A 24,658-nucleotide genomic window follows, 5' to 3' on the forward strand; every position below is an offset into this window, starting at 1 on the left:
TACACGTCGATCGTCGCCGGACCCGGTCGACGGCACCATCGGACCTTGGTACTAGTACCCGGTCACCAGCCGTGGTCGCGGGCCCAGAGTGCGGCGCTCGTCCGGTCGGCGACCCCGATCCGCCGGAACAACGAACCGACGTGCACCTTCACGGTCCGTTCGGCGATCCCGAGCTCGGTGGCGATCTGCCGGTTCGACAGTCCGCGAGCGAGCCGCACCAGGACGTCACGCTCGCGCGGGGGCAGGTCCGGAGCCGGGTCGGCGGGCGCGGCCCCGGGCAGGAGCGCACGGGCCACCCGCGGGTCGATGGGGGTCTCGTCCCGGCCAGCGGCGCGGACCGCGGCAACGACCTCGTCGGGGGAGGCGTCCTTGAGCAGGTAGCCGGTCGCTCCCGCGGCGAGTGCGGCTCGGACGCGGTGGTCGTCGGAGAACGTCGTGAGGACGAGCACCCGGACATCGGGCAGCAGGGCGCGCACCTGCCGGGTGGCCTCGACCCCGCCGGCGCCCGGCATCGACAGGTCCATCACCACGACGTCGGGTCGGAGCCCGGGGGCGAGCGCCACGGCGTCCTCGCCCGTCGAGGCCTCGCCGACGACCGCGCAGTCGGCGGTCGTCGCGAGGACGGCGCGCAGGCCGCCCCGGACGAGGGCGTGGTCGTCGACCAGGAGCACCCTCACCGCAGGTCCTCGGTGTCCGCGGGGACCTCGAGCTCCCAGGTGGTGCCGGTGCCGGACCCGGTGCGGAGGCGCAGGGACCCGCCGGTGTCCTCGGCGACCTCGCGCAGCAGCGTCGTCCCGAGGTGCCCGGCGCGGATCGAGCCGACGACGATCGCCGGGTCGAACCCGGTGCCGTCGTCGACCACGACCACCCGCACGACGGCTCCGGACCGGTCCACCGTGACCTCGACGCGGTTCGCTCCGGCGTGCTTGACGGTGTTCCAGACGGCCTCGCGGACGAACCGCACGACCGCGAGGAGCGCCGCCGGCGAGGCGTCGACGACGTCGGGGGAGCGGATAACCGTGGTCAGTCCGGCGGCGCGAGCCCGTGCGCAGGCGTCCTCGAGCGCGGGACCGAGTCCGTCGGGCGTCGGGGCCGTTGGACGGATCGTCGACATCGACGTCCGGAGCGAGGACACCGCCGACCGGAGCACGACCGCGGCGTCGCGCGTGGCGGGGTCGGCGCCCAGCGACAGGGCGAGGCCGGCGACGTCCTGCACCGGGCCGTCGTGCAGTTCCGCGGCCATCCGGCGACGTTCGGCGGCCTCGGCGTCGAGCGCGCGCCCGAGCAGCCGTTCGCGCAGCCGCTGGCCGGAACGGATGCGGACGAGCAGCCAGAGCAGCAACGGGACGAGCAGTGCGAGCACGACGGCGACGACGCCGAACGCCAGGGCGGCGAACGACCCCCGCAGGTCCGCAGCTCGGGCGAGCACGTCGTCGTAGGGCTGGTACGCCTCGAACAGCAGCGCTTCCCCCGAGGGCGTGTGCACCGCCTGGTACGCCTCGAGCAGCGGCCCGTGTCCGCGTTCGTAGCGGTTCTCGGGCTCGTCGAGGTCGGACACCTCGGCGTCCGACCGGTCGGACTCCAGTGCCTCGAGGTCCTCGGCGGACAGCGGGAACCGCTCGCCGACCAGCCGCCGTTCATCGGACCACAGGACGGTCCCGTCCGCCGCCCAGAGCTTCATGCGCACGGCCGATCCGGCCCGGAGCTCGCCGGCGACCGCGTCGTCCAGTCGAGTTCGGGCGGCGGCGTGATCGGCGTCGTTCGCGGCCGGGTCGGCGATCACGTCGAGCAGCGCCGGTTCGACCACGACCCGTGCCAACGCCGCGGTGTCGGTGGTCGCGTCGCGGACGGCGAACGACTCGGCGATGCGCTGGGAGACGAGTGCCCCGGCGGTCGCGACGGCGGCGCCGCCGACCACGGCGGCGAGCACGACCCCGACGAGGACGCGCCCCCACGGAGTCCGCCCCGTCCGTCGCCGCGGGTCGGCGGCCACCACCACGACCGGCTGCGCGGTCGTGCCACTGTCCGACGACCGTTGTCCGTGCACAGGGACACCGTAACCGGCGCGCCCTGGTCGTGGGGGAAGGCGGACGGGAGGCCCGTGGCGGCGTCGCCACGGGCCTCCCGTCCGTCCTTTGGTCGCGTCCACTGCCCGCACCGCCCCCGGTGGGAGCGGTCGCGGTCCCGCGACGCGCCGCTCACGTCCGCCGAGGTTCCGATCGGGAGTCTGACGGACGCCGACATGCCGAGATTTCGGAACCTCGGGGGAACACGTGCGGGCGAGCCGTGCGGGTGTGCCGTGCGCCCTACGACGCGGGGACGGACGCGCGCAGGGCCTCGCGCACCGAGCTCCACGCCGCCAGGCGGTCGCGGACGGCGTCGTGCCGCTCGGCGGCGAGTGCCTCGGTGTGCGCGCGCTCGAGCACCTCGTCGATGACGATGCGCTGCCCGGTCCGGGTCGAGGCGATCGCCGCCTCGACCATGGCGAGGCTCATGACGTTGCCGTGCACCTCGCCGTCCGGGGTCTCGCCGGAGCGCACGGCGTGCACGAACGACGTGAGCGCACCGGCGATCTCGTACCCGACGCTCGGTGCGGGCGACGGTGCGCCAGCGGTGCCGTCGAGGTCGCTGGACGGGTCGTGGTCGCCGTCCCACAGCGCGGTGCCGGCGGCGCCGGAGGCCCGCCAGTCGCCGTTCCACGAGGTCTCGGCACCCGGCGCGCACCACGAGCCGTCGTACACGTAGCGGACGTCGTCCTCGAAGGCGAAGACCGCCGCAGCGGCCGCGTCGCCGCGGTACCAGGACCACGACGGGTTCCAGGACTCGCAGTACACCGACACCGGGTCCCGTTCGAGCACGTAGCGGGCGGAGTCGAACGCGTGGATCGCCATGTCGAGCAGCAGGACGTCGTCCATCTGCTCGCGGAAGCCGCCGAAGTGCGGGGCCTTGGCGAACCGGGTGCTCAGGCCGCCGATCGCTCCCAGGCCGCGAACGTGCTGTCGGAACGCGACGAGCTGGTCGTTGTAGCGGCGCGACTGCGACACCATGAACAGCTTGCCGGTGGCCTCGGCCGCCGCGGCGAGCGAGAGTGCCTCGGCGACGGTCTGCGCTGCCGGCTTCTCGCCGAGCACGGGGAGTCCGGCGTGCAGCGCCTGCAGCGTGACCGGGTGGTGCGCGACCGGGACGGTGATGTCGAGCACCGCCTGCGCGCCGGTCTCCGCCGCGAGCGCGGTCAGGTCGGTGCCGACGGGGATCGACGGGTCGCCGGCGTGCGCGGCCCCGGCCCGGGCGACGTCGAGGTCGAGGTCGACGATGCCGACCAGCTCGACGTCGGGGTCGGCCGCGACGGTACCGAGCCATGCTCGGCCCATGCCCCCGGCCCCGACCTGCAGGACGCGCAGCGCGGTCACGCCTGCGCCCCGGCGTGGTCGGACGCGTCGGCGTCGGCTGCGTGCTCGTCCACGGGCGCGTCGTCGAACGGGCCGCGGTAGTGCTGGCCGTCGAAGTACTCGCCAAGGTCGTAGCGGCGCAGCGTCGGGATCTCCCGCTCACGCTCCGGCCGCGCCCACTCGGTGGCGTTCGCGATCACGCGTCGGACGTCCTTGTGGTGGTACACGGGGAAGTCCTGGTCGCCCGGGGAGAAGTAGAAGATCTTCCCGAGGCCGCGGCGGTACGTCATGCCGCTCCGGAACACCTCGCCGCCGGTGAAGCCCGAGATGAAGACGAGCTCGTCGGGGGTCGGCACGTCGAAGTACTCGCCGTACATCTCCTGCTCGGGGATGACGATCGGGTTCGGGACACCGCGGGTGATCGGGTGCTGCGGGTTGACGGTCCAGACGAGTTCCTGGTCGTGCTCGCTCCGCCACCGCAGGGTGCAGGTCGTGCCCATCAGCTTGCCGAAGATCTTCGACCAGTGGCCGGAGTGCAGGACGACCAGGCCCATGCCGGACAGCACGTGCTTGTGCACCCGGTCGACCACGGCGTCGTCGACGTCCTGGTGCGCGGCGTGCCCCCACCAGGTCAGGACGTCCGTCGCGGCCAGGACCTCGTCGGTCAGGCCGTGCTCGGGCTCCTGCATGGTGGCGGTCCGGACGACGGCGTCGGGGAGGTTCTCGCGGATGCCGTCGGCGATCGCGCCGTGCATGCCGTCGGGGTAGCGCTCGGCGACGTGCTGCTCGACCTGTTCGTGGACGTTCTCGCCCCAGACGGTGATGCGCAGCGGGGTGGTGGTCATGGTGTGCCTTTCTGGCTGGGATGCGTGGTGGCGTCGGTCCGGGGCCGTCACTTGACGGCACCGCCGAGGGCACCAGCGGAGATGTACTTCTGCGCGAAGATCAGCAGGACGGCAGCGGGCAGGGACGCCAGCACCGAGGTGGCCATGACGGGCCCCCAGTCGGTGACGTTCGACCCGATGTAGTTGTAGATGCCGAGCGTGATCGGTCGCACCGCGGTCGTCGACGTCAGGGTCAGTGCGATGAGGAAGTCGCCCCACGCGCCGAGGAACGTGAAGAGCGCGGCGGTGACGATCGCGTTCCGGCTGATCGGGACCACGATCGAGACGAACGCCCGGAAGTCGCTGGCGCCGTCGACCAGGGCCGCCTCGACCAGGCTCGGTGGGATCGACTCCATGAAGGCCCGCATCAGCAGGATGGCGAAGGGCACCTGGACCGCACTGTCGGCCAGGATCAGCCCGACGTAGCTGTTGAGCAGCCCGATGTTGTTGAACAGTGTGTACAGCGCATTCGCGATGACGATCGCCGGGATCATCTGGGTGATGAGCAGCACGAGCAGGAACACCCGGCCGCCGCGCATCCGGAACCGTGCGAGCCCGTAGGCGGCGGGCGTCGCGATGGCCAGCGTCAGCAGGACGGTGCCGAGACCGATGATCATGCTCGACAGGAAGTTCTGACCCTGCTGGGCGAACGCCGCCTCGTAGCCGGCGAAGGTCGGGGAGAACGGGAACCACGTCGCCGTGGCGGCCCCGGACGTCGCCTGGAGGCTCGTGTTGACCATCCAGTAGACGGGGAACACCATGATCGCCAGGAACACGCAGCCGAGGATCGTGAACGGGAGGCCCTTGACGGAGCCGCGCGGCCGGGGTGCCCGGGCGCTCCGTTTGGTGGTGATCGCGCGGGTGGCGGTGACGGTCTGGTTCGCGAGTCCGACGCTCATTCGTCGACCGCCTTCCGGGAGATCGCGATGTAGACCATCGCGAAGACGAACGAGACGACGATGAGCACGTTGCTGACCGCGGCTCCGATGCCGAACTGGAAGTTGATGAACGACTGGTGGTACGCGTTCGTGGCGAGGGTCTGGGTCGAGTTCGCCGGCCCGCCGCCGGTCAGGCCGAGGATGATGTCCACGACCTTCAACGTGTAGACGACCCCGAGCACGACGACGACGCTGACCACCGACCGGATGCTCGGCCAGGTGATGTACCAGAACGCCTTGAACCCGGTGGCACCGTCGAGCGAGCCGGCCTCGTACAGCTCCGGCGGGACGGACTGCAGACCGCTGTACAGGATCGTCGTGTTGAACGGGATGCCGAGCCAGACGTTGACGCCGATCACGGCGATGAGCGCGAGGCTCGGGCTGACCAGCCACGGCACCGGGGCGATGCCCACCACACCGAGGAGCTGGTTGAGCGCGCCGCTGTCCTGGTCGAGCAGCCACTTCCACACCGCGCTCGACGCGATGAGCGGCAGGAGCCAGGGCAGGAGCAGGAGTCCCCGCAGGAAGCCGGACAGCGGGAAGTGCCGGCGGAAGAACAGCGCGAGGCTCAGCCCGATGACGAACTGCAGGACGATCGAGCCCGCCGTGAACAGGGCGGTGTTCACGAGGCTCGTCGTGAAGACCGAGCTCTGGAACACCGAGATGTAGTTGGCGAGTCCCACCCACGGGGCCTCGCCGGTGAAGAAGGTCGCCGTCGTGTAGTCCTGGAAGGACATGACGACGTTCTTCACCACCGGGTAGCCGAAGAAGACGGCCACGAAGACCGCCGCTGGCACCACGAAGAGCCATCGGGTCACGCCGGATCGGAACCGGGCTCGTCGCTGCCCGGGTCGGGGTGTCGTCACGGACGGGATCGTCCGTGGTCGTGTCTGTGTCGAGGCGCTCACGCCGGGGTCCTTTCCTCACGCGGCGGGAGCCGACCGGGTCGGCCGGCTCCCCACTGCTCGTGCGACTGACTACTGCTCCTGCGACTGCGCCTGCTTGAGCGCTGCCTCGGGGCTGGCCTTGCCGGTGAGGGCGAGCTGGACGGCGGTGTAGATCTTCGTGGCGGCCTTGGGCCAGTCGGGTCCGAGCTCACCGGTGCGGGCGCGGGCGGTCTGCACCGTGGTCACGAAGGACGCGACCTGCGGGTGGTCCTTCGCCCAGGCGGCGCCGGCCTCGAGGTTCGTCGGCACGTTGCCGCTCACCTCGGACAGGGTCTTCTGCATCTTCTGCGTGTGGAGGCAGCCGACGAACTTGCCGGCGAGCTGCATCTTGTCCTTGTCGCCGGTCTGCGGGACGGTGAACGCCTCGCCGCCGAGCGGTGCGACCGTGGCCTCGCCCGTGCGCGTCGGGATCGGCACGCTGTCGAACTCGAGGCCCTTCTTCTCGTTGAGTGCCGGCAGCTGCCACGGGCCGTTGATCATCATCGCGGCCTTGCCGGCCAGGAACTGGTTGTTGACGTCCGCCTGCGCCCAGTTGATCGAGCTCTTGGACATCGAGCCGTCGTCCTGCAGGTCCTCGACGAGCTGCAGGGCCTGGGTGGCCTCCGGCGTGGCGATGTCCTTCTCGTCGCCGCCGTTCGACCAGAAGAACGGCAGGAACTGCCAGGTGCCCTCGTACGTGTTGATGTTGCTCATCGCGAAGCCGTAGGTGGACCCGCTCGTGAGCTTCTTCGCGGCGGCCTTGAGCTCGTCCCACGTCTTGGGCGGCTCGACGCCGGCGTCCGCCAGCAGCTTCTTGTTGTAGTAGAGCGCGATGGAGTTCGTGTTCGACTGCAGGCCGTAGAGCTTGCCCTTGTAGGTGCTCGCCGCCTTGACGCCGGGGACGTCGCCCTCGGCGCTCAGGTCGTAGTCGCTGAGGTCGGAGAGGGCACCCGAGGACGCGATCTGCTGCACGTCGGGGTTGTCGAGCATGAGGACGTCGGGCAGCGTCTTCGAGGATGCCTGCTGCAGCACCTTCGAGATCAGGCCGGCGCCGGCGACGTGGTTGATCGTGACCGTCGCGCCGACCTCCTTCGCGCACTGCTTGTAGACCGGGTTGTAGTTCGCGTCGTAGTAGTCCTCGATCGTCAGGGCCTTGCTGCCGCCCGACGAGGCCGATCCGGAACCGGAGCAGCCGGTGAGGACCAGGGGGATCGTGGCGACGACGGCGACCGCGCCGACGAGGGCGCGCGTCCGGCGCGACGGGGAAGTGAACTTGTGCTTCATTGCAGAGCTCTTCTCTTGACGGATGCTGGGGCAGGCACGCATCGACGAGGCCGCTGACGTCATCGTCGCTGTGCTCCTGGGGCGAGAAGCTAACAGATAAGCGCTTCACCTGTAAAGCGCTTTTCTGACTTCCCGCGCGCTAGGATCGGCGGCATGGCCACGATGCAGCAGGTCGCCGATCGGGCGGGGGTCTCGATCGCCACCGTGTCCTTCGTGGTGAACGGGACGAAGTACGTGACCCCCGGCACGACCGCGCGGGTGAAGACTGCGATGCGCGAGCTGAAGTTCCGCGGCAACGTCGTCGCCCGTGCGCTCGCGAGCCGTCGGACCCGGATCATCGCGCTGCTGTTCCCGACCACCGGCAACCGCTTCAGCCCGACCACCTCGCAGTTCTTCATGAGTGCGGCGGAGCGTGCGTCCGAGCGGGGGTACCACCTCGTGCTCTGGCCGGTGGACCCCGCCGGCGACGACCTCGACGACCTCGTCTCCGGCGGCCTCGTGGACGGCGTCATCCTGATGGAGGTGCGGATGGACGACCCCCGCGTCGCGGTCCTCACCGACCTCGGCGTGCCGTTCACCCTGATCGGTCGGACCCGCGACAGCAGCGGTCTGCCCTTCGTCGACATCGACTTCGAGACGACCATCGAGGACAGCCTCGACCACCTCGAGGCACTCGGACACCGACGGTTCGGGCTCGTGCTCGAGGACCTCGACGGCACCCCGATGGCCGGCTACGCACCGCACCTGCGCGTCGAGTCGACGTTCCGGCGCGCCGTCGTCGAGCGCGGCCTGGCCGGAGCGGTCGTCACGGCGGGGCCGGGCAGCGACGGCGGGCGGCAGGCCACGAGCGACCTGCTCGCGGCCGACCCCGACGTCACCGCGGTCCTCGTGATGAAGGACGACTCCACGGCCGGTGTGCTGGTCGGGCTGTACACCGCCGGACGGCGGGTCCCCGAGGACGTCTCCGTCCTGAGCATCGCGTCGTCCGAGGCGAACGCCGACCAGCACTACCCGCGGTTGTCCACGATGGTCGCCCCCGGTCAGGAGCTCGGGATCCGAGCCGCCGACGCCCTGATCGAGCAGCTCGACGGCACGTCCGACGACCTGCCGCACTTCCTGCTGCCGTGCACGCTCCGGTCCGCGGAGTCCACGGCTCCCGCCCCCGCCTGACCCCCCCCCGCCGGCGCCCGCCGGCGCCCGCCGGCCCCATCCGCGAAAGCGACAGATCTCCGCGAACGGTTCGCGGCACACTGTCGCTCTCGCAGCACCGATGGGGGCACCTGCGCGCTTTCTGTCGCTTTCGCGACCACCTGCCGGACTGGAGGCGCGGGTCGACCCCGCCACGGGCCTCCAGGCCGCCGCCCCGCGGCCCCACATCGCCACCCGCGAAAGCGACATATCCCTGCGGACGTTCCGCGGCAGGGTGTCGCTTTCGCGGCAGCGCCAGCGCCAGCGCCAGCGGCAGCGGCCCCGCCCCGCCCGCCCCCACCCACCGGGCGCTCAGGGTCCGTTGGTTGTGTGGTTGCACAGGTTCGCAGCACCACACGTCGAGGAGGACGGATGGCCATCGACCGCAGGATGTTCCTGCTCGGGGGAGCGGGGGTGCTGCTCCTCGCGGGTTGCTCCACGCGCCCCGAGCGCACGCTGGTCCAGGACTGGCCGACCGACCCGCCCGAGGGTGCGGCGACGATCAGCTGGTGGGCCGGCCAGGTCGCCTCGAAGGACGGCGGTGACCTGCGCCGGCGGCTCATCGCCGAGTTCCAGAAGGAGCACCCGAACATCCGCGTCCGGATCGTCAGTGCCCCGAGCGACACCGACACCAACCGGACGAGCCTGACGACCCAGATCGCGGCGGGCAGCAGCACGCCGGACGTCTACCTCGGCGACGTCGCGTGGCCCGGGCAGTTCGCGAAGAACAAGCTCGCCACCCCGGTGAACGAGCTCGTGGGGGCGGACTTCTTCGACCAGTTCCCCGAGGGGCTGCGGCAGGCGGCGAGCGTCGACGGGACGTACTACATGTTCCCGCTCTACATCGACGAGTCGTTCTTCCTGTACCGCAAGGACCTGCTCGCCAAGCACTCCCTGCAGGTCCCGGGGTCGTGGGAGGAGGTCCGCGAGACCGCCGCGAAGCTCGTCGACACCGGCGACGTCAGCTACGGGTTCGCGTTCCAGGGCGACGTCTACGAGGGGCTGACCTGCAACGTCACCGAGTTCGTCGCGGACGCCGGGGGCTCGCTGCTCAACGACGACCTGACCAAACCCGAGACCACGAGCTCCGAGACCAAGCGCGCGTTCGAGTTCATGCGCTCCCTCGTGACGTCGGGTGCGTCACCCCGGGCCGCGCTGACGTACCAGGAGCAGGACACGAACGACGCCTTCTCGGGCGGCCGCGCGGCGTTCCTGCGCAACTGGTCGTACGCGTGGGGGATCGCGAACGGACCGGACAGCCAGGTCGCGGGCAAGGTCGGGCTCGCCGCCCGTCCCACCTTCGACGGGCAGGACGAGCACCACTCGACGATCGGCGGGTGGGGGAACTACATCAACCCGCACACCCAGGAGCCCGCGGCGGCACTGACCTTCGCGCGTTGGATGTCGAGCGAGACGGCGCAGCAGTTCCTGACGCGTGAGGGCGGCGTCCTGCCGGCGCGCAGCGCATCGCTCGTCAGCGAGGACGCGAAGCGCCAGGAGCGTCCCACCTACGACACCGCGGCCGGCATCACGCTCGTGCCCCGTCCGACGTCGACGGCGTACTACCCGAAGGTCTCGCAGGGCGTGTACCAGAACGGCAACAGCATCCTCGGCGGCCAGGCGTCCGTCGACGGCGGTACGAGCACGATGGCCTCCGCCATCGCGCTCGCCCTGCAGGGTGAGGCGCTGTGAGCGCCGGCACGGCCACGCGGTCGGACGAGCGGCCGGGAGGCACGGCTCGCCTCGACCCGCCGCCCCGCCTGAGCGGACGGTCGCGGCTCGACCGCATCCGCGCGCGCGGTGCGTGGGGATTCGCTGCCCCGGCGCTCCTGGTCGTCGCGGCGGTGACGATCTTCCCGGTGGTCTACTCGATCGTCCTGAGCTTCGCGGACGTCGAGGTCGGCTACGAGGGGTTCACGATCCAGTCGTTCGGGCTGGGCAACTACGCGGCCCTGCTGCAGAGCGCCGACTGGTACCGGGCCCTCGGGTTCACGGTGCTCTACACGGTCGTGACCGTCTCGGTGGAGCTCGTGCTCGGCATGCTCGTCGCCCTGGTGCTCGAGCGGCTCGGGGCCACCCGCGGGTGGATGCTCGCGCTGATGCTGATCCCGTGGTCGCTCGTCACCATCGTGAACGCGCAGCTGTGGAAGTACGTCTACGACAGCACCTACGGCGTCGCGACATGGTTCTTCGGCTTGTTCGGGGACGCCCCGGTGATCCTCGGCGAACCCGTCCCGGCGATCACGGGCCTGATGGTCGCGGACATCTGGAAGACGACGCCCTTCGTGGCGATCATCCTGCTCGCCGGGCTCGTGCAGATCTCGGAGGACCACTACGAGGCCGCCGAGCTCGACGGCGCCAGCACCTGGCAGACGTTCTGGCGGGTGGTGCTGCCGCAGCTCACCCCGACGCTGACGATCGCGGTGCTGTTCCGCATCCTGCAGGCCTTCGGGGTGTTCGACCTGCCGTTCGTGCTGACGAACGGCGGGCCGGGCACCGCCACCCAGTCGCTCGCGATCATGGGCTACAAGGTCCTGTTCCAGGACATCAACATCGGCCCGGGCGCGGCGATCGCGACGTCCACCGCGATCATCGTCGCGGCCGGGTGTCTGCTGTTCCTCCGGGCGTTCCGGAACCAGGCGAAGGGAGGGGAAGCCTGATGCCCCGTCAACGTGTGCGCAAGGGCTGGCGGAAGTGGGTCAACACCGTCAACGTCAGCGGTGTCGTCATCGCGGTGCTCACGGCGCTGCCGCTGTACTGGCTCGTGTCGACGTCGCTCAAGCCGGCGTCGGAGATCGGGCAGTCGCCGCCCACCGTGTTCCCGCGGTCGATCACGTTCGACAACTTCGTCGTGGCCTTCCGCGACAACGCGCTCGGGCAGTACATGGTCAACAGCGTCATCGTCTCGGTGTCGACCACGGTGATCGTGCTCGCGCTGGCGTTCCTGGCGGGCTACGCGCTGGCCGGCCGGTTCATCCGCGGGCGCACGGCGATCATGACGTCGCTGCTCATGCTCTCGGTGTTCCCGGCGATCGCGGTGCTGACGCCGCTGTACCTGCTCGAGCGCAACCTCGGACTGCTCAACTCGTACCCGGGGCTGATCGTGCCGTACGTCGCGTTCAACCTGCCGTTCGCCATCTGGATCATGCGGAACTACCTGGTCGGGATCCCCTCGACGATCGAGGAGGCGTCCGAGATCGACGGAGCGGGAGCCTGGCGAACCGTGCTCAGCGTGATCCTGCCGATGGCGAAGCCGGGGCTGTTCACGGTCGGTGTCTTCACGTTCACGGCGTCGTGGAGCGAGTTCCTGATGGCGCTGACGTTCAACAGCGAGAACTCGTTCCGGACGATCCCGGTCGGCATCGCGTTGTTCGGCACGCAGTTCACGGTGCCCTTCGCGCAGATCTTCGCGGCGAGCGTCGCGGCCACGGTGCCGATCGTGATCCTGGTGCTGGTGTTCCGCCGCTCGATCGTGTCGGGGCTCACCTCCGGCGCCGTCAAGGGGTGACGTGGCCATTGATTCCTGAGGGATAGTCCGTCAGGATCGGAGCAGACGTCGATGGCGACGGCCGGGACCAACCACCCCGACCGTGGCCGCCACCGATCGGCGTCACGGATCAGGAGACACGTCATGGCTGACAGCACCGCGCCCCCACGCGCCCGGAACCACGGCCGTCGCGCCGCGGACGACACCGCTCGCCGCTCCCGGCGCCGCAACCGGGTCCTCGCGCTCGCGGCCGGTGGCATCCTCGTCATCGGCGGAGCCGGGTACACGCTCGCGTCGTGGACGGACACCGAGTGGGTGTTCGGCGGCGACGGGTCGGGCGGACCCGGCGTCGGCACGTCCGGGTTCCAGGTCGAGCAGAACGTGACGGCACCGTTCGCCGCGGCGGGGTTCACCTCGGACGAGACGAACCCGGGGCAGGCCCTCCGGTTCACGGTCGATGCGCTGGCCCTCTCGCCGGGCACGGCGACCTACGCACCCGTCGCCCTGCGCACCACCGCCGACTCGATCGCCGGGGACCTCGTGCTCCGGGCAGCGGTCCCCGCGGCGGGCGTCGCGGTCACCGACGCCGACGACGTCCTGTGGAACGCCCTGCAGGTCCGGGTCGCCGCGATCACGGACACCACCGCCGTGTGCGACGCCACAGCGTTCGACGTGCCCTGGACGAGCGTCGCGTCCGGGCCGCTCGGCACGGCTGCCGCGACGGTCGCGCGGCCCCTCGCCGCAGCCGGCGGGTCGACGCAGGTGTACTGCTTCGAGGTCTCGCTGCCGGAGTCACCGACGCTGCCCGCGGGCACCACGGTCGACGCGCTCCAGGGGCGGACGGTCGCGCCCGCGTGGCAGTTCGCCGCCGAGTCCGACTGAGCGCGGCCGTGCGCGGATCCACCGCGCCGACGTCCTCCGACGAGGGCACGGCGCCGCCCCGTCGTCCCGCCGACCGCGTCCGGACCGTCGTCCTGACGGTCGCCGGCGCGGTCGGGCTCACGTGCGTGCTCGCCTGGGCGGCCGTGGCGATCACCGGGCTGTCGTTCGTCGTCGTCACCACCGGGTCGATGGCCCCGACGATCCCCGCCGGCGGGCTCGCCATCACGCACCGCGTGCCCGCGGCCGAGGTCGCCGACGGGGACGTCGTCACGGTGCCGCGCGCGGGGTCGAGCCTGCCGGTCACGCACCGGGTCGTGGCGGTGGACCGGGTCCCGGGCGACTCGGCCGCACGCTCGTTGACCCTGCGGGGCGACGACAACGCGTCCGACGACCGTGACCCGTACGTCGTCCGGCACGTCGGCCTCGTGCTGGCGCACGCTCCCGGCCTGGGATCGGCGCTCGTCGTGGTCACGAGCGCCCCGGCACGCGGGCTGGCGGTCGCGGTCGTCGGCGTGCTCGTCGTGTGGGCGTTCTGGCCGGCCCGTCGGGAGGACTCGTGAACCGCGCCCGCGCCCTCGTCGCGGCCGTCGCCGCCGTGCTCGTCGGTGCGGCGGGCATCGGCACGACCGCGGTGGCGGTCGCGTCGACGGACTGGAGGCCCGTGGCCGAGACCGGTACGCCGGGTCGGTTGGTGCTGCACACCGGTCCGGAGCCCCTCGTGCTGCCCGGGGCGGGGGACCGCGGGGACGTCACGTGGCAGGTGCGGACCCGCGTCGACGAACCCGGTCCGGTCACCCTCGACCTGCGGCTCCTGGGACGGGGCGGCCTGCCGGGCGGTACGGACGGGGTCCTCGTGTCGGTGGAGACGTGCGACCAGCCGTGGCGCGACCCGTCCGGTGCCCCCGCGTGCGGCGGACAGGAGGCAGCGCTCGTCGACGCCGTCACCGCCTCCGACTGGGCGGCGACCGCACCGTCCGTCCGTGTGCCCGACCCGGACGGCGACGGCGAGGCGTACCTGCTCGTCCGGCTGACGCTCGGCGACGCCGCCACCACGGTGCCCAGGACCGCGGAGCTGGGCGTCGGCGTGACCGCCCGCGGCGACGACCCGGCCGTGTCGGGGCGCCCCGCTCGCGGCGACGGCGATGAAGCCGGTGGTGTCGGTCCGGTCGTCCTCGCGATGACGGGCGGCGGGTTCGCGGGACCGGTGCTCGTCGCGGTCGCGGCCGTCCTCGCCGGCGTCGCGCTCCGACTCCGACGTCCCCGGAGCCGGTCGTGACCCGGCGCCCCCTGCACCTGCGTCGCGGCCGGCTCGCGGTCGTCACGGGCATCGTCGTCGCGGCCGCACTCGTCACGCCCACAGCCGTCCCGAGCACCGCGTCGTGGACGGACCGTGCGTGGGCGAACGGGGCCGTCGGGACCTCGTCGTTCGACTGCGGCACCGACGCGGACTACACGTCGACGGCCTCGAGCCGGTTCCTGGGCGGGAGCATCGCCGGCGTCGACCTCGACGACGTCGCGACGGTGCGCGGGGTCGACGTCGCGAAGACCGGGGCGGCGCCGGCGTCCGTCGAGCCCGCCACCGCGCCCGAGCTCGGCACGGGCGGCCGCCCCTTCACGCAGGCGTTCGGCAACCCGCTCGACGTCGGCCTGCTCGGGGACGTGGCGGGCATCGACCTCACCGGCCTCGGCCTCGGGCTGCCAGCGGGTTCGGCCGGCGCGGTGAACCAGGTCGCGACGGCGTCGGGAACGGGTGAGGCCGTGGCGGCGTCGGGCCTGGTCGCGGACTCCGGCGGCGTGCTCGTCACGCCGTCGACCCCGTCCGGTGACCTCCCCGATCCGGCGTCCGTCACGCTCAGCCGCGCGCTGCCGGGCATCGCGGACGTCACCGACGTCGGGCTCGACGTCGGCGCGGTCGGTGCGAGCGCACAGCTCGCCGGGTGCGACGCCATCAGCGACGAGGTGTGGGGCGGGGTCGTCCAGCGCACGCTCGCGACGAACCTGCGGACCGCGGTCGAGCGGGCCGCCGCCGACAACGGTCCCGCCGGACTCGAGCGGGACTACGGGATCGCGAGCCTGGACCTCCGTGTGGACAGCCCGCTCGTCGGCGCACTGGTCACGGCGGTGGACGACACCGTGGTGCAGCTCGACGCCGCCGTCGACGCGCTCGGTGGGAAGGACGGGGTGCTCGCCCGGACGATCAACCAGAGCGTGCTCGGCGTCCTCGGCGGGCTGACCGGCAGCCTCGGGCTCGGCACCATCGGCGGCACGGTCGAGATCACCGGGCCGGACCTGGCGGACGCGGTCGCGCCGCTGCTCGCCGAACCCGTGCAGGACGCCGGCGGCACGCTGTCGCTCGACCTGTCGAAGGGGTCCGTGCGGGTGGACCTCGCGCACCTGCTCGGTGACGACGCGCACGGTCTCAACGACCTGCCGCCCAACCACGAGGTGGTGCTCGACGCGGTCACCCTCGGCGCGCTGGCGGACCGGCTCGGGCAGGTGGTGGATGCCTGGGCGGCGAAGATCACGACCGCGCTGACGACCGCACTCGGGTCCCTGCACGTCCGGATCGCCCTCGCGGCCGACCTCAGCGCACCGCTCGCGCTCGGCATCCGTGTGAAGATCGCGACGCTGTCGATCGGCGTCGACACCGGCGTCGCGGCGCTCATGTCGGGGCAGACGAAGCTCTCGGTCGGGGTCGCGCTGCTCGGACTCGACCTGGGCGGACTGCTCGGCGTGGTCACCGGCCTCGCCACCTCGCTCGTGAACCCGTTGACCCAGGCGGTGGTGGGGACGCTCACGACCCGGTTGTTCGCGCTCGTGGGGACGCTCGGCACGACGCTCACGACGACGATCGGCGGTCCGGTCGTCCGGGCACTCGGGACGGTCCTTGCACGCCTGCCCGGGGTGCTCGCCCTCCGTGTCAACGTGCAGCAGGACCTCGACGCGGCCGTGCCCCCGGCCGGCCGCGCGACGACCGGGCGGTACACGCAGACCGCGCTCCGCCTGTCGATCGCGGATGCCCTGGTGCCGGGCGGGCTGGCCCGGATCGACCTGGCCAGTGCCGTCGTGGGGCCGAACTCGGTGTCGCTCCTCGGGCCCGTCAGCGCCCGAGATAGGTAGCATCGTTACCTAACTGCGCATGGTGGACAATCGCCCGGACCGGATGCTGACCGCCCGTACCCTGCCCTCAGGGGCTCGGGGCGCCGAGGTCGACGGCCGCGATGATGCGGTCGACGATCCGGACGAACCGGACCCTGTCCCGTTCCGAGAAGGAGGCCAACAGCTCGTGCAGGTGCTTGTTCGTGCCGTCCATGGCGACCGAGTAGTCGCGCCTGGCGGTCTCGGTCAGCTCGATGTGGCGACTCCGTCCGTCGGCCGGGTTCGGCACGCGACTGAGGTGCCCGCTCTGCTCGAGTCGGTCCACCATGCCGGTCACCGCCGGCCCGGTCAGGCCGAGGTGCTTCGCGAGGTCCTTGACGCGGACGGTCCGGTCGGCCTCTTCGGCACGGGACACGAACTGCAGCACGGTCAGGTCGCTGCCCGAGACGCCGAGCTGGTCGCGCAGTCGCGTGCGCAGTGCGGACACCGCGGCTTCGAGGCGGGTCAGCGCCGCGACGAGGTCGAGATCGCTCACGGGAGCGCCCCCTTCGCACGGATCGGGTCCGCGCCACCATACGCCGCACTCACCGGATCAGCGTATCCACATAACGAGTCCCGCTGCCAGGTCCGGGTGGCGACTCCGGCGACGGTGCGCCGTGGCTGACCTGTCCCAGGCGCCGCTCGCCAGCGGGCGTGCGAGCGAGTCGGTCCGCTTCGAGGTGTCCGGAACGGAGCCGGAGTCCGCGGCGCGCGACCTGGCCACGGTGCACGGCGCCGAGCAGTGGTCCGCCCAACGGACCGGCGACGAGTTCCTCTACCGCTACACCGCGGTCGGCGACACCGAGGTCAGCATCCGCCGGTCCCGGATGCGCGGGGTCCTGCGCGGTGCGATGCCGATCAGCACCGACTACATCGTCGCCTGGATGACCAGCGGCAGCGCTCACCTCGACGTCGGCGGGCAGCGGGTCGACCTGCGCCGGAACGTGCCGACGCTGCTGCCCTGCGACACCGCGTTCGTCTTCGCCGCCGAGGACCACGACCAGCGCCTGGTGCACCTCGACCGGGAGCTCGTGCACCGGTTCGCCGGCGAACGGCTCGGGCTGGGGGACCGACCGTTGCGGTTCGACCACACGCGCGAACCGGACAGTGCCGCGTTCGGTCGGTGGCAGGGTGCCCTCGTGTCGCTGTCCCGCGCGCTCCGGGTGGCCGGGCCGGACTCGGACACCTGGTCCGAGGCGAAGGCGCTCGCGATCGCCGCGTTCCTCGAGACCTTCCCGCCGCAGCTCGACGACCTGCCGACGGAGCTGGCCCTGCCGCGGAACGCCCGACTGCGCGCCGCCGTCGAGTACGTGCACGCGCACGCGTCCGAGACGGTGACCATCGCCGACCTCGCCGCGGTGGCCGGCCTGAGCGTGCGGTCCGTGCAGGAGTCGTTCCGTCGGGTGTTCGACGTGTCGCCGCTGACGTACCTGCGGGACGTCCGCCTCGACCGCGTGCGCAGCGAGCTCCTCGAGCTCGACCCGCAGGCCGGGGTCATCGGCGACGTGGCCCGACGCTGGGGGTTCGCCCATCTCGGCCGGTTCTCGGCGTCGTACGCGGCACGCTTCGGCGAGTACCCGAAGCAGACCCTGCGCCGCTGACCCGGGGTCAGCCCCGCGGTGCCGGACCGGTGCTGGAGCGCACCCGCAGCGTGGTCGACAGGCGGACGTGGTCCGACGCGGCCTCGCCACGGAGCATCGTGAGCAGCATGTCGACCGCGCGGGAGCCGAGCTCGGCCAACGGTTGCGACACGGTCGTGAGCGGTGGGGTCGTGATCGAGGCCTGAGGGACGTCGTCGAACCCGACCACGGACAGGTCCTCGGGGACCCGCAGGTCGAGCTCCGCCGCGGCCCGCAGCACGCCGAACGCCGACGAGTCGTTCGCGGCGAACACCGCGGTCGGGCGGTCGTCCATCGCGAGCAGGTCGCGTGCGACGGCGGCTGATTGCTCCTCCTGGTAGTCGCCGTCGCGGACGAGTCGCTCGTCGATCGTCAGCCCGGCGGCGGTCAGGGCGGAGCGGTACCCGGCCTCGCGCAGCTGGGCGGAGGCCAGGTCGGCGCGACCCCGCAGGTGCGCGATCCGGGTGTGCCCGAGCGCGAGCAGGTGCTCGACGGCCTGCACCGCCCCGCCCTCGTTGTCGGCGTCGACCGTCGCGTGGCCCTCGGGGCCGGTGTGCGGGTCGATCGCGACGACCGGGATCGACGAGCTCGACAGCGCCGTGGTCGGGGTGACGACGATGGCTCCGTCGATGAGGGTGCCGGACAGGCGGGACAACGACCGGCGTTCCCACCCGGGGCGGTCGGCGCCCGTCATCAGGCCGGCGTAGGCGAGCAGCTCGTAGCCGGTGCCGGTCGTCGCACTCGAGATGCCGCGCAGGAGCTCGGTCGAGAACGGCTCGAACTCGGGCACCAGGATCCCGACGACCCCGGTGCGGGAGCTCCGGAGACTCCGGGCGACCAGGGACGTCTCGTAGCCGAGGTCCGCGACGACCTGCTGCACGCGGATCATGGTGGCCGCGGCGACCCCGTCACGTTGGTTGATGACCTTCGACACGGTGGGGATCGAGACCCCCGCGACCCGTGCGACGTCGCCGATCGTCACCCGGCCGGCACCGGGACGCGCGCCGAGAGCCGAGTCCATGTGCTCACCGTACCGCTGAAGTGGGCGCCGAAACGGCTTAGAAAACGTTATCGATATCGATTGACAAGCGGCAGGAGCACCTGGCACGCTCTCCGCAGCGGCAGTGGATGTCGCTGCATGTCAACGACGACACGAGGAGTTCCACGATGACGAGGAAGATCCGTGCCGCGGCAGCCATCGCGCTGATCGGGGCGACAGCACTGGTGGCCACCGGCTGCTCGGCAGGCGGCAACGCGGCCGACGACGGCACCGGCAAGGTCACGATGACCTTCTGGCACAACTCCACCACCGGACCGGGCAAGGCCTACTGGGCCTCGACGGTCAAGGCGTTCGAGGACAAGTACCCGAACGTCACCATCAAGACGCAGGCGATCCAGAACGAGGACCTGGACGGCAAGCTGCAGACCGCGCTCAACTCGGGCGACGGGCCGGACGTCTTCCTGCAGCGCGGTGGCGGCAAGATGGACGCGATGATCGCCGCCGGGCAGCTCATGGACATCTCCGACTCCATCAGCGCCGACGCGAAGAAGTCGATCAGCGCCGGGACCTTCGCGGGCTACGAGAAGGACGGCGCCACCTACGCCATGCCCGGCGCCGTGCTCCCCGAGGGCATCTGGTACTCGAAGGACCTGTTCAAGGAAGCCGGCATCGAGGGCACGCCCACGACCATGGACGAGCTGAACGACGCGATCACGAAGCTCAAGGCCAAGGACATCGACCCGGTCGCCGTCGGCGCGAAGGACGCCTGGCCCGCCGCGCACTGGTACTACAACTTCGCGCTGCGCGAGTGCAGCCAGAAGACGCTCGAGGGCGCGGCGAAGTCGCTGAAGTTCGACAACGCCTGCTGGACGAAGGCCGGCGAGCAGCTCGAGGACTTCACCGCGACCAAGCCGTTCAACGACGGCTTCCTGACGACCGCCGCGCAGCAGGGCGCCGGCAGCTCCGCCGGTCTGCTGGCCAACCACAAGGCCGCCATGGAGCTCATGGGCGCATGGGACCCGGGCGTGATCAGCTCGCTCACGCCGGACGGCAAGCCGCTGGCCGACCTCGGCTGGTTCCCGTTCCCGACCATCGACGGTGGCAAGGGCGACCCGAAGTCGATGATGGGTGGCGTCGACGGCAACTCCTGCTCGGCGAAGGCCCCGAAGAAGGCCTGCACGGACTTCCTGAACTTCATCGTGCAGAAGGACAACCAGGAGGCCTACTACACGGCGTTCCAGGCCATCCCGGTCAACCAGGAGGCCCAGGCGGTCGTCGACGCGGACTACCTCAAGTCGGCCCTCGCCGCCTACCAGGAAGCCCCGTTCGTGTCGCAGTACCTGGACACCCTGTACGGCCAGAACGTCGGCAACGCGCTGAACACCAGCGTCGTCGACCTGCTCGCCGGCAAGGGGAGCGCGAAGGACATCGTGGAGACCACCAACCAGGCTGCGGCCAAGGGCTGACCATGACCCTCGACACCTCGCTCGGCACGACCCCGACCACCGGGTCGGACACGGCCGCGGGGACGTCCCCGGCGGGGAGCGGTACGCCGCTCCCCGCCGGACGGCGGTCCACGCGCCGCATCGCGGACTGGCGGAAGCGCGTCGAGATCGCGGTGCTCGCCGGCCCCGCGGTCATCGTCTTCGTCACCTTCGTGATCCTGCCCGTGGTGCTGGCCGCCTACTACGGGTTCTTCAAGTGGCAGGGCTACGGCCCGCCCACCGACTTCGTGGGGCTGCAGAACTACCTGATCATCTTCCAGGACAAGGCGTTCCACGCGGTCCTGATGCACAACGGCTTCATCGTCGTGCTGTCGCTGGTGCTGCAGGGGCCGATCGCCATCGTGCTCGCGCTGCTGCTGAACCAGAAGATGCACGGTCGCGGGCTCGTCCGCGTGCTCGTGTTCGTGCCGTACGTCATCTCCGAGGTGATCGTCGGCACCGGCTGGAGCCTGATGCTGCAGTCGAACGGTGCGGTGAACGACCTGCTGCAGGGCATGGGGCTCGGCGGGCTGCGGGCGGACTGGCTGTCCAACCCGGACATCGCCATCTGGACGCTGCTCGTGATCATCTCGTGGAAGTACATCGGCTTCGCGGTGATCCTGTTCCTGGCCGGCCTGCAGAGCATCCCCGAGGAACTCTTCGAGGCGGCGGCCATCGACGGCGCCGGCTACTGGCAGATCCAGCGGCGGATCACCCTGCCGCTGCTCGGCCCGACCATCCGGATCTGGGCGTTCCTGTCGATCATCGGCTCACTGCAGCTGTTCGACCTCGTCTACATCATCTGGGGGCAGTACATCTCGTCGACCGCCGGCACCTCGACGATGGCGACGTACATGGTCGCCAACGGCCGCACGTCGGGCAACTTCGGCTTCGGCAGCGCCGTGGCCGTGGTCATGTTCGTGATCTCGCTCGCCGTCGCCCTGATCTACCAGCGCTTCGTGCTCCGCCGCGACACCGCGGGTGCACTCACCGAGAGGAAGAACTGATGGCCACCACGAGCATCGTCGCCCCCGGGCGGCGGGCCACGCGGGAGCGGCGGTCCAGTGCCGCCATCGGCCGTGCGAACCCGCTCACCTACCTGGTGGCGATCCTGTTCGTCGCCGCGAACCTCGCCCCGGTGCTGTACATCGTGCTGGGCGGCTTCCGGACGAACTCGCAGATCACCACGAGCCCCGCCGGGCTGCCGGCACCGTTCGAGCTGGGCAACTACGGCTCGGTGCTGTCCAGCGGCATCTTCTGGCAGCAGCTCGCCAACTCGACGATCAGCGCCGTGACGACCACCGCGGGCGTCGTCGTGCTCGGCCTCATGGTGAGCTTCGTGCTCGCCCGCTACCGGTTCGCCGGACGCGGTGCGCTGTACGCGCTGTTCGCCGCCGGCCTGATGTTCCCGATCACCGTCGCGATCACGCCGCTGTACCTGCTCGTGAAGGACCTCGGTCTGACGAACAGCCTGGCCGGCGTGATCCTGCCGCAGATCGCCTTCGCCCTGCCGACGACGGTCATCATCCTGGTGCCGTTCCTGCGGGCGATCCCGGACGAGCTCGAAGAGGCGGCGTCGATCGACGGCGCCAGCCGCCTCGGGTTCTTCTTCCGCATGGTCGTGCCGCTGTCGCTGCCGGGCGTCGTCACGGTCGGCATCCTGGCGTTCATCGCGAGCTGGAACAGCTACATCCTGCCGCTGTTCATCCTGAACAACGAGGGGAGCTACACGCTGCCGCTCGGCGTGCAGGCGTTCTCGTCGCAGTACTCGGTCGACACGGCCAAGGTGCTGGCGTTCACGTCGATGTCGATGATCCCGGCACTGGTGTTCTTCACCATCTTCCAACGCCGCATCGTCGGCGGGCTGACCGGGGCGGTGAAGGGGTGACGACGACGGACGCGACCCAGCCCACCGGGAGCCAGCCGCGCCTCCAGGACGACCACGGTGCGACCGACGCTGCCGGACCCGACCGCGCGACCACCCTGCTGGCCACCATGACCCTCGACGAGAAGGCGGCGCAGCTCGTCGGCTACTGGCTCGACCAGGACGGCGTCGTCGCACCCATGCAGGGTGAGATGGCGGCGGCCGCCGACGGCCGCACGCTGGCGGACATCACCCGCGACGGCATCGGCCAGTTCACCCGTGTCTACGGCACCCGACCGGTCGAACCCGACGACCGCGCTGCGTGGCTGTGGGCGGAACAGCGGCGACTCACGCGCGAGACCCGACTCGGGATCCCCGCGCTCGTGCACGAGGAGTGCCTGACCGGACTGGCCGCCTGGAAGGCCGCGACGTTCCCCACCCCGCTGGCCTGGGGCGCGGCCTTCGACCCGGACCTGGTCGAGCAGGTCGGCGCCGCCATCGGCGCGTCGATGCGGCAGCTCGGCGTCCACCAGGGACTCGCGCCGGTCCTCGACGTGGTCCGCGACCCGCGCTGGGGTCGGGTCGACGAGTGCATCGGCGAGGACCCGTACCTGGTCGGCACCGTGGGGACCGCCTACGTGCGGGGCCTGCAGTCGGCCGGCGTCGACGCGACGCTCAAGCACTTCCTCGGGTACTCGGCGTCACAGGCAGGGCGGAACCACGCGCCCGTGCACGCCGGACCCCGCGAGGTCGCCGACGTGTACCTGCCGCCGTTCGTGATGGCGCTGCGCGACGGTGGCGCCCGGAGCGTCATGAACTCGTACGCCGAGATCGACGGCGTCCCCGTCGCGGCGAACGGCGAACTGCTGACCGGCCTGCTGCGTGACGAGCTCGGGTTCGACGGCACCGTCGTCGCGGACTACTTCTCGGTCGCGTTCCTCGAGGTCATGCACGGCATCGCCGCCGATCGTGGCGAGGCTGCGGCGCTGGCACTCGAGGCCGGCATCGACGTCGAGCTGCCGACGGGTGACGCGTACCTGGCGCCGCTCGTCGAGCGGGTCCGGTCCGGACTGCTCGACGAGGCAATGGTCGACCGCGCCGTCCTGCGGGTGCTGCGGCAGAAGGAGCGCCTGGGCCTGCTCGACCCGCAGGCGTTCGAGGACGAACCGCCGACCGAGATCGACCTGGACACCCCGCTGCACCGGTTGCTGGCGAAGCAGTTGGCGGCGCGGTCGCTGGTGCTGTTGTCGAACGACTCGCGCGGCACCGCCGCGCCGGTCCTGCCGCTGCGCGCCGCTGCGTCCGTCGCCGTCATCGGCCCGAACGCCGACCGCGCCGAGGCACTGCAGGGCTGCTACTCCTTCGCGAACCACGTGCTCGCCTCGCACCCCGACCTGCCGCTCGGCTTCGCCATCCCGACCCTGCGCGAGGCGATGGTCGACGCCCTCGGCGACGACGCCGTGCGCTTCGCCGCGGGCTGCGCCGTCACCGGGTCCGACCGTGCCGGGTTCGAGGACGCCGTCGCCGTGGCCGCCGCGTCCGACGTCGCGGTCGTCGTCGTCGGCGACCAGGCCGGACTGTTCGGCCGCGGCACGGTCGGCGAGGGGAACGACACCGAGTCGCTCGACCTGCCCGGCGTGCAGCGCGAGCTCGTCGAGGCGGTCGTCGCCACCGGCACCCCCACCGTGATGGTGCTGCTGACCGGGCGGCCGTACGCGATCGGGTGGGCGCTCGACGGCGACGGCGTCGCCGGAGCCGGTCACGGTGCCGGCGGCTCGCTGCGTCCCGCCGCCGTCGTGCAGGCCTTCTTCCCCGGCGAGGAGGGCGGCACCGCCATCGCCGACCTGCTCACCGGCGCCGCCTCGCCGTCCGGCCGCCTGCCCGTCTCGCTCCCGCGGGCCGCCGGCGCGCAGCCGTACACGTACCTGCACCCGCGGCTCGGCGGCCCGTCCGACGTCACCGCCGCCGACTCGACCCCGGTCCGTCCGTTCGGCTTCGGCCTCGGCTGGACGACGTTCGCGTACGACGACCTGGTCGTCGACGCGTCGGTTCCCACCGACGGGCTGTTCGACGCCTCGGTGACGGTCCGGAACACGGGCGCACACGCGGGCGAGGACGTCGTCCAGCTCTACGGCCACGACGTGCACGGCAGCGTCACCCGACCCGAGGTCCAGCTGCTCGGCTACGCGCGCGTCGCGCTCGCCGCGGGGGAGTCCACGCGGGTCCGCTTCCGGGTGCCCGTCCAGCGGTTCGCGTTCACCGACCGGCGGATGCGCAGGGTCGTCGAACCCGGGGACGTGCAGGTCTGGGTCGCGTCCCACGCGGCGGCGTCACGACCGGGAGGCCCGGTGCCAGCAGGCGGGATCGTTGCGTCCGGTGACGGGCCGGTCCGACACCCCGTCCCCGGCTCCGCCACGGAGCGCGCGACGGTCGCGGTGACCGGGCCGGTGCACGAGGTCACGCTCGACGACCCACGCGTCGTGGAGTGGTCGGTGGGCTGAGGCGACTCCGTGCCACCTCACCGCAGGTCGACGTCGTACGACACCATGGTCGTCGTACGACGTCGACCATGTCG

At 71.6% G+C, this 24,658-nt stretch carries 22 protein-coding genes; 13 read left to right on the forward strand and 9 right to left on the reverse strand.

Features of this window, described 5'->3' with window-relative positions; translation table 11 throughout:
* Positions 1-62: 62 nt before the first annotated feature.
* From ACGH48_RS04275 to ACGH48_RS04305, 7 genes are all read right to left on the reverse strand, one after another.
* Entirely contained in the window at positions 63-677 is a 615-nt protein-coding gene (locus ACGH48_RS04275; protein WP_396290313.1) for a response regulator, read from the reverse strand.
* Positions 674-2,047, reverse strand: coding sequence for a sensor histidine kinase (locus tag ACGH48_RS04280; protein ID WP_396290314.1), 1,374 nt, complete (start codon positions 2,045-2,047; stop codon positions 674-676). The genes ACGH48_RS04275 and ACGH48_RS04280 overlap by 4 nt, the downstream gene beginning before the upstream one ends.
* A 259-nt stretch (positions 2,048-2,306) precedes the next feature.
* Positions 2,307-3,401, reverse strand: coding sequence for a Gfo/Idh/MocA family protein (locus ACGH48_RS04285; RefSeq protein WP_396291164.1), 1,095 nt, complete (start codon positions 3,399-3,401; stop codon positions 2,307-2,309).
* A gap of 5 nt (positions 3,402-3,406) precedes the next feature.
* Positions 3,407-4,234 (reverse strand): ThuA domain-containing protein, encoded by an 828-nt coding sequence (locus ACGH48_RS04290; protein ID WP_340197211.1) that lies wholly within the window; start codon positions 4,232-4,234, stop codon positions 3,407-3,409.
* 47 nt (positions 4,235-4,281) lie between these two features.
* The gene (locus tag ACGH48_RS04295) at positions 4,282-5,172 is read right to left on the reverse strand and encodes a carbohydrate ABC transporter permease (RefSeq protein ID WP_340197210.1); all 891 of its coding nucleotides are present in this window, start codon (positions 5,170-5,172) and stop codon (positions 4,282-4,284) included.
* Complete coding sequence (locus ACGH48_RS04300) at positions 5,169-6,029, reverse strand: carbohydrate ABC transporter permease (protein ID WP_185021402.1); 861 nt, start codon at positions 6,027-6,029, stop codon at positions 5,169-5,171. Before ACGH48_RS04300 ends, ACGH48_RS04295 begins: the two co-directional genes overlap by 4 nt.
* A 159-nt stretch (positions 6,030-6,188) precedes the next feature.
* Positions 6,189-7,421 (reverse strand): extracellular solute-binding protein, encoded by a 1,233-nt coding sequence (locus tag ACGH48_RS04305; protein WP_396290315.1) that lies wholly within the window; start codon positions 7,419-7,421, stop codon positions 6,189-6,191.
* Positions 7,422-7,574: 153 nt separating this feature from the next.
* Between ACGH48_RS04305 and ACGH48_RS04310 the strand changes: the two genes are divergently transcribed.
* The 8 genes from ACGH48_RS04310 to ACGH48_RS04345 all read left to right on the forward strand — a co-directional run bounded on the left by ACGH48_RS04310 (position 7,575) and on the right by ACGH48_RS04345 (position 16,098).
* Positions 7,575-8,591: a LacI family DNA-binding transcriptional regulator gene (locus ACGH48_RS04310; RefSeq protein WP_185021403.1), complete on the forward strand. Its 1,017-nt coding sequence runs from the start codon at positions 7,575-7,577 to the stop codon at positions 8,589-8,591.
* Positions 8,592-8,981: 390 nt separating this feature from the next.
* Positions 8,982-10,301, forward strand: coding sequence for an ABC transporter substrate-binding protein (locus tag ACGH48_RS04315; protein WP_396290316.1), 1,320 nt, complete (start codon positions 8,982-8,984; stop codon positions 10,299-10,301).
* Positions 10,298-11,269, forward strand: a complete 972-nt coding sequence (locus tag ACGH48_RS04320; RefSeq protein ID WP_396290317.1) for a carbohydrate ABC transporter permease — start codon at positions 10,298-10,300, stop codon at positions 11,267-11,269. The genes ACGH48_RS04315 and ACGH48_RS04320 overlap by 4 nt, the downstream gene beginning before the upstream one ends.
* Positions 11,269-12,117, forward strand: coding sequence for a carbohydrate ABC transporter permease (locus ACGH48_RS04325; protein ID WP_396290318.1), 849 nt, complete (start codon positions 11,269-11,271; stop codon positions 12,115-12,117). Before ACGH48_RS04320 ends, ACGH48_RS04325 begins: the two co-directional genes overlap by 1 nt.
* A gap of 123 nt (positions 12,118-12,240) precedes the next feature.
* The gene (locus ACGH48_RS04330) at positions 12,241-12,978 is read left to right on the forward strand and encodes an acyl-CoA dehydrogenase (RefSeq protein ID WP_396290319.1); all 738 of its coding nucleotides are present in this window, start codon (positions 12,241-12,243) and stop codon (positions 12,976-12,978) included.
* Positions 12,979-12,986: 8 nt separating this feature from the next.
* Positions 12,987-13,538, forward strand: coding sequence for a signal peptidase I (locus ACGH48_RS04335; RefSeq protein ID WP_396290320.1), 552 nt, complete (start codon positions 12,987-12,989; stop codon positions 13,536-13,538).
* Positions 13,535-14,254 carry a hypothetical protein gene (locus tag ACGH48_RS04340; protein ID WP_396290321.1) on the forward strand — a complete coding sequence of 240 codons (720 nt, stop codon included), beginning with the start codon at positions 13,535-13,537 and terminating at the stop codon, positions 14,252-14,254. The genes ACGH48_RS04335 and ACGH48_RS04340 overlap by 4 nt, the downstream gene beginning before the upstream one ends.
* Positions 14,251-16,098, forward strand: coding sequence for a choice-of-anchor G family protein (locus ACGH48_RS04345; protein WP_396290322.1), 1,848 nt, complete (start codon positions 14,251-14,253; stop codon positions 16,096-16,098). Before ACGH48_RS04340 ends, ACGH48_RS04345 begins: the two co-directional genes overlap by 4 nt.
* Before the next feature lie 67 nt (positions 16,099-16,165).
* Here ACGH48_RS04345 and ACGH48_RS04350 read toward each other — a convergent pair whose 3' ends face one another.
* Positions 16,166-16,612, reverse strand: coding sequence for a MarR family winged helix-turn-helix transcriptional regulator (locus ACGH48_RS04350; RefSeq protein WP_123313212.1), 447 nt, complete (start codon positions 16,610-16,612; stop codon positions 16,166-16,168).
* Between the two features lie 121 nt (positions 16,613-16,733).
* Here ACGH48_RS04350 and ACGH48_RS04355 point away from each other — a divergent pair, with 121 nt between their 5' ends.
* The gene (locus tag ACGH48_RS04355) at positions 16,734-17,717 is read left to right on the forward strand and encodes an AraC family transcriptional regulator (RefSeq protein ID WP_396290323.1); all 984 of its coding nucleotides are present in this window, start codon (positions 16,734-16,736) and stop codon (positions 17,715-17,717) included.
* A 7-nt stretch (positions 17,718-17,724) separates the two neighbouring features.
* Here the strand turns inward: ACGH48_RS04355 and ACGH48_RS04360 are convergent, their stop codons facing one another.
* Complete coding sequence (locus ACGH48_RS04360) at positions 17,725-18,756, reverse strand: LacI family DNA-binding transcriptional regulator (RefSeq protein ID WP_123313214.1); 1,032 nt, start codon at positions 18,754-18,756, stop codon at positions 17,725-17,727.
* 146 nt (positions 18,757-18,902) lie between these two features.
* Here ACGH48_RS04360 and ACGH48_RS04365 point away from each other — a divergent pair, with 146 nt between their 5' ends.
* The 4 genes from ACGH48_RS04365 to ACGH48_RS04380 are packed head-to-tail and all read left to right on the forward strand — an operon-like array spanning position 18,903 to position 24,584.
* Positions 18,903-20,201 carry an ABC transporter substrate-binding protein gene (locus ACGH48_RS04365; protein ID WP_396290324.1) on the forward strand — a complete coding sequence of 433 codons (1,299 nt, stop codon included), beginning with the start codon at positions 18,903-18,905 and terminating at the stop codon, positions 20,199-20,201.
* Positions 20,202-20,203: 2 nt separating this feature from the next.
* Positions 20,204-21,226 (forward strand): carbohydrate ABC transporter permease, encoded by a 1,023-nt coding sequence (locus ACGH48_RS04370; protein WP_123313216.1) that lies wholly within the window; start codon positions 20,204-20,206, stop codon positions 21,224-21,226.
* Entirely contained in the window at positions 21,226-22,107 is an 882-nt protein-coding gene (locus ACGH48_RS04375) for a carbohydrate ABC transporter permease (RefSeq protein WP_123313217.1), read from the forward strand. The genes ACGH48_RS04370 and ACGH48_RS04375 overlap by 1 nt, the downstream gene beginning before the upstream one ends.
* On the forward strand, positions 22,104-24,584 hold the full coding sequence (locus tag ACGH48_RS04380) for a glycoside hydrolase family 3 N-terminal domain-containing protein (RefSeq protein ID WP_396290325.1): 2,481 nt from the start codon (positions 22,104-22,106) through the stop codon (positions 24,582-24,584). Before ACGH48_RS04375 ends, ACGH48_RS04380 begins: the two co-directional genes overlap by 4 nt.
* The last annotated feature ends 74 nt before the right edge of the window (positions 24,585-24,658 follow it).

The sequence above is a fragment of the Curtobacterium pomorum genome (genome assembly GCF_044497295.1).
Classification (GTDB): Bacteria; Actinomycetota; Actinomycetes; order Actinomycetales; family Microbacteriaceae; genus Curtobacterium.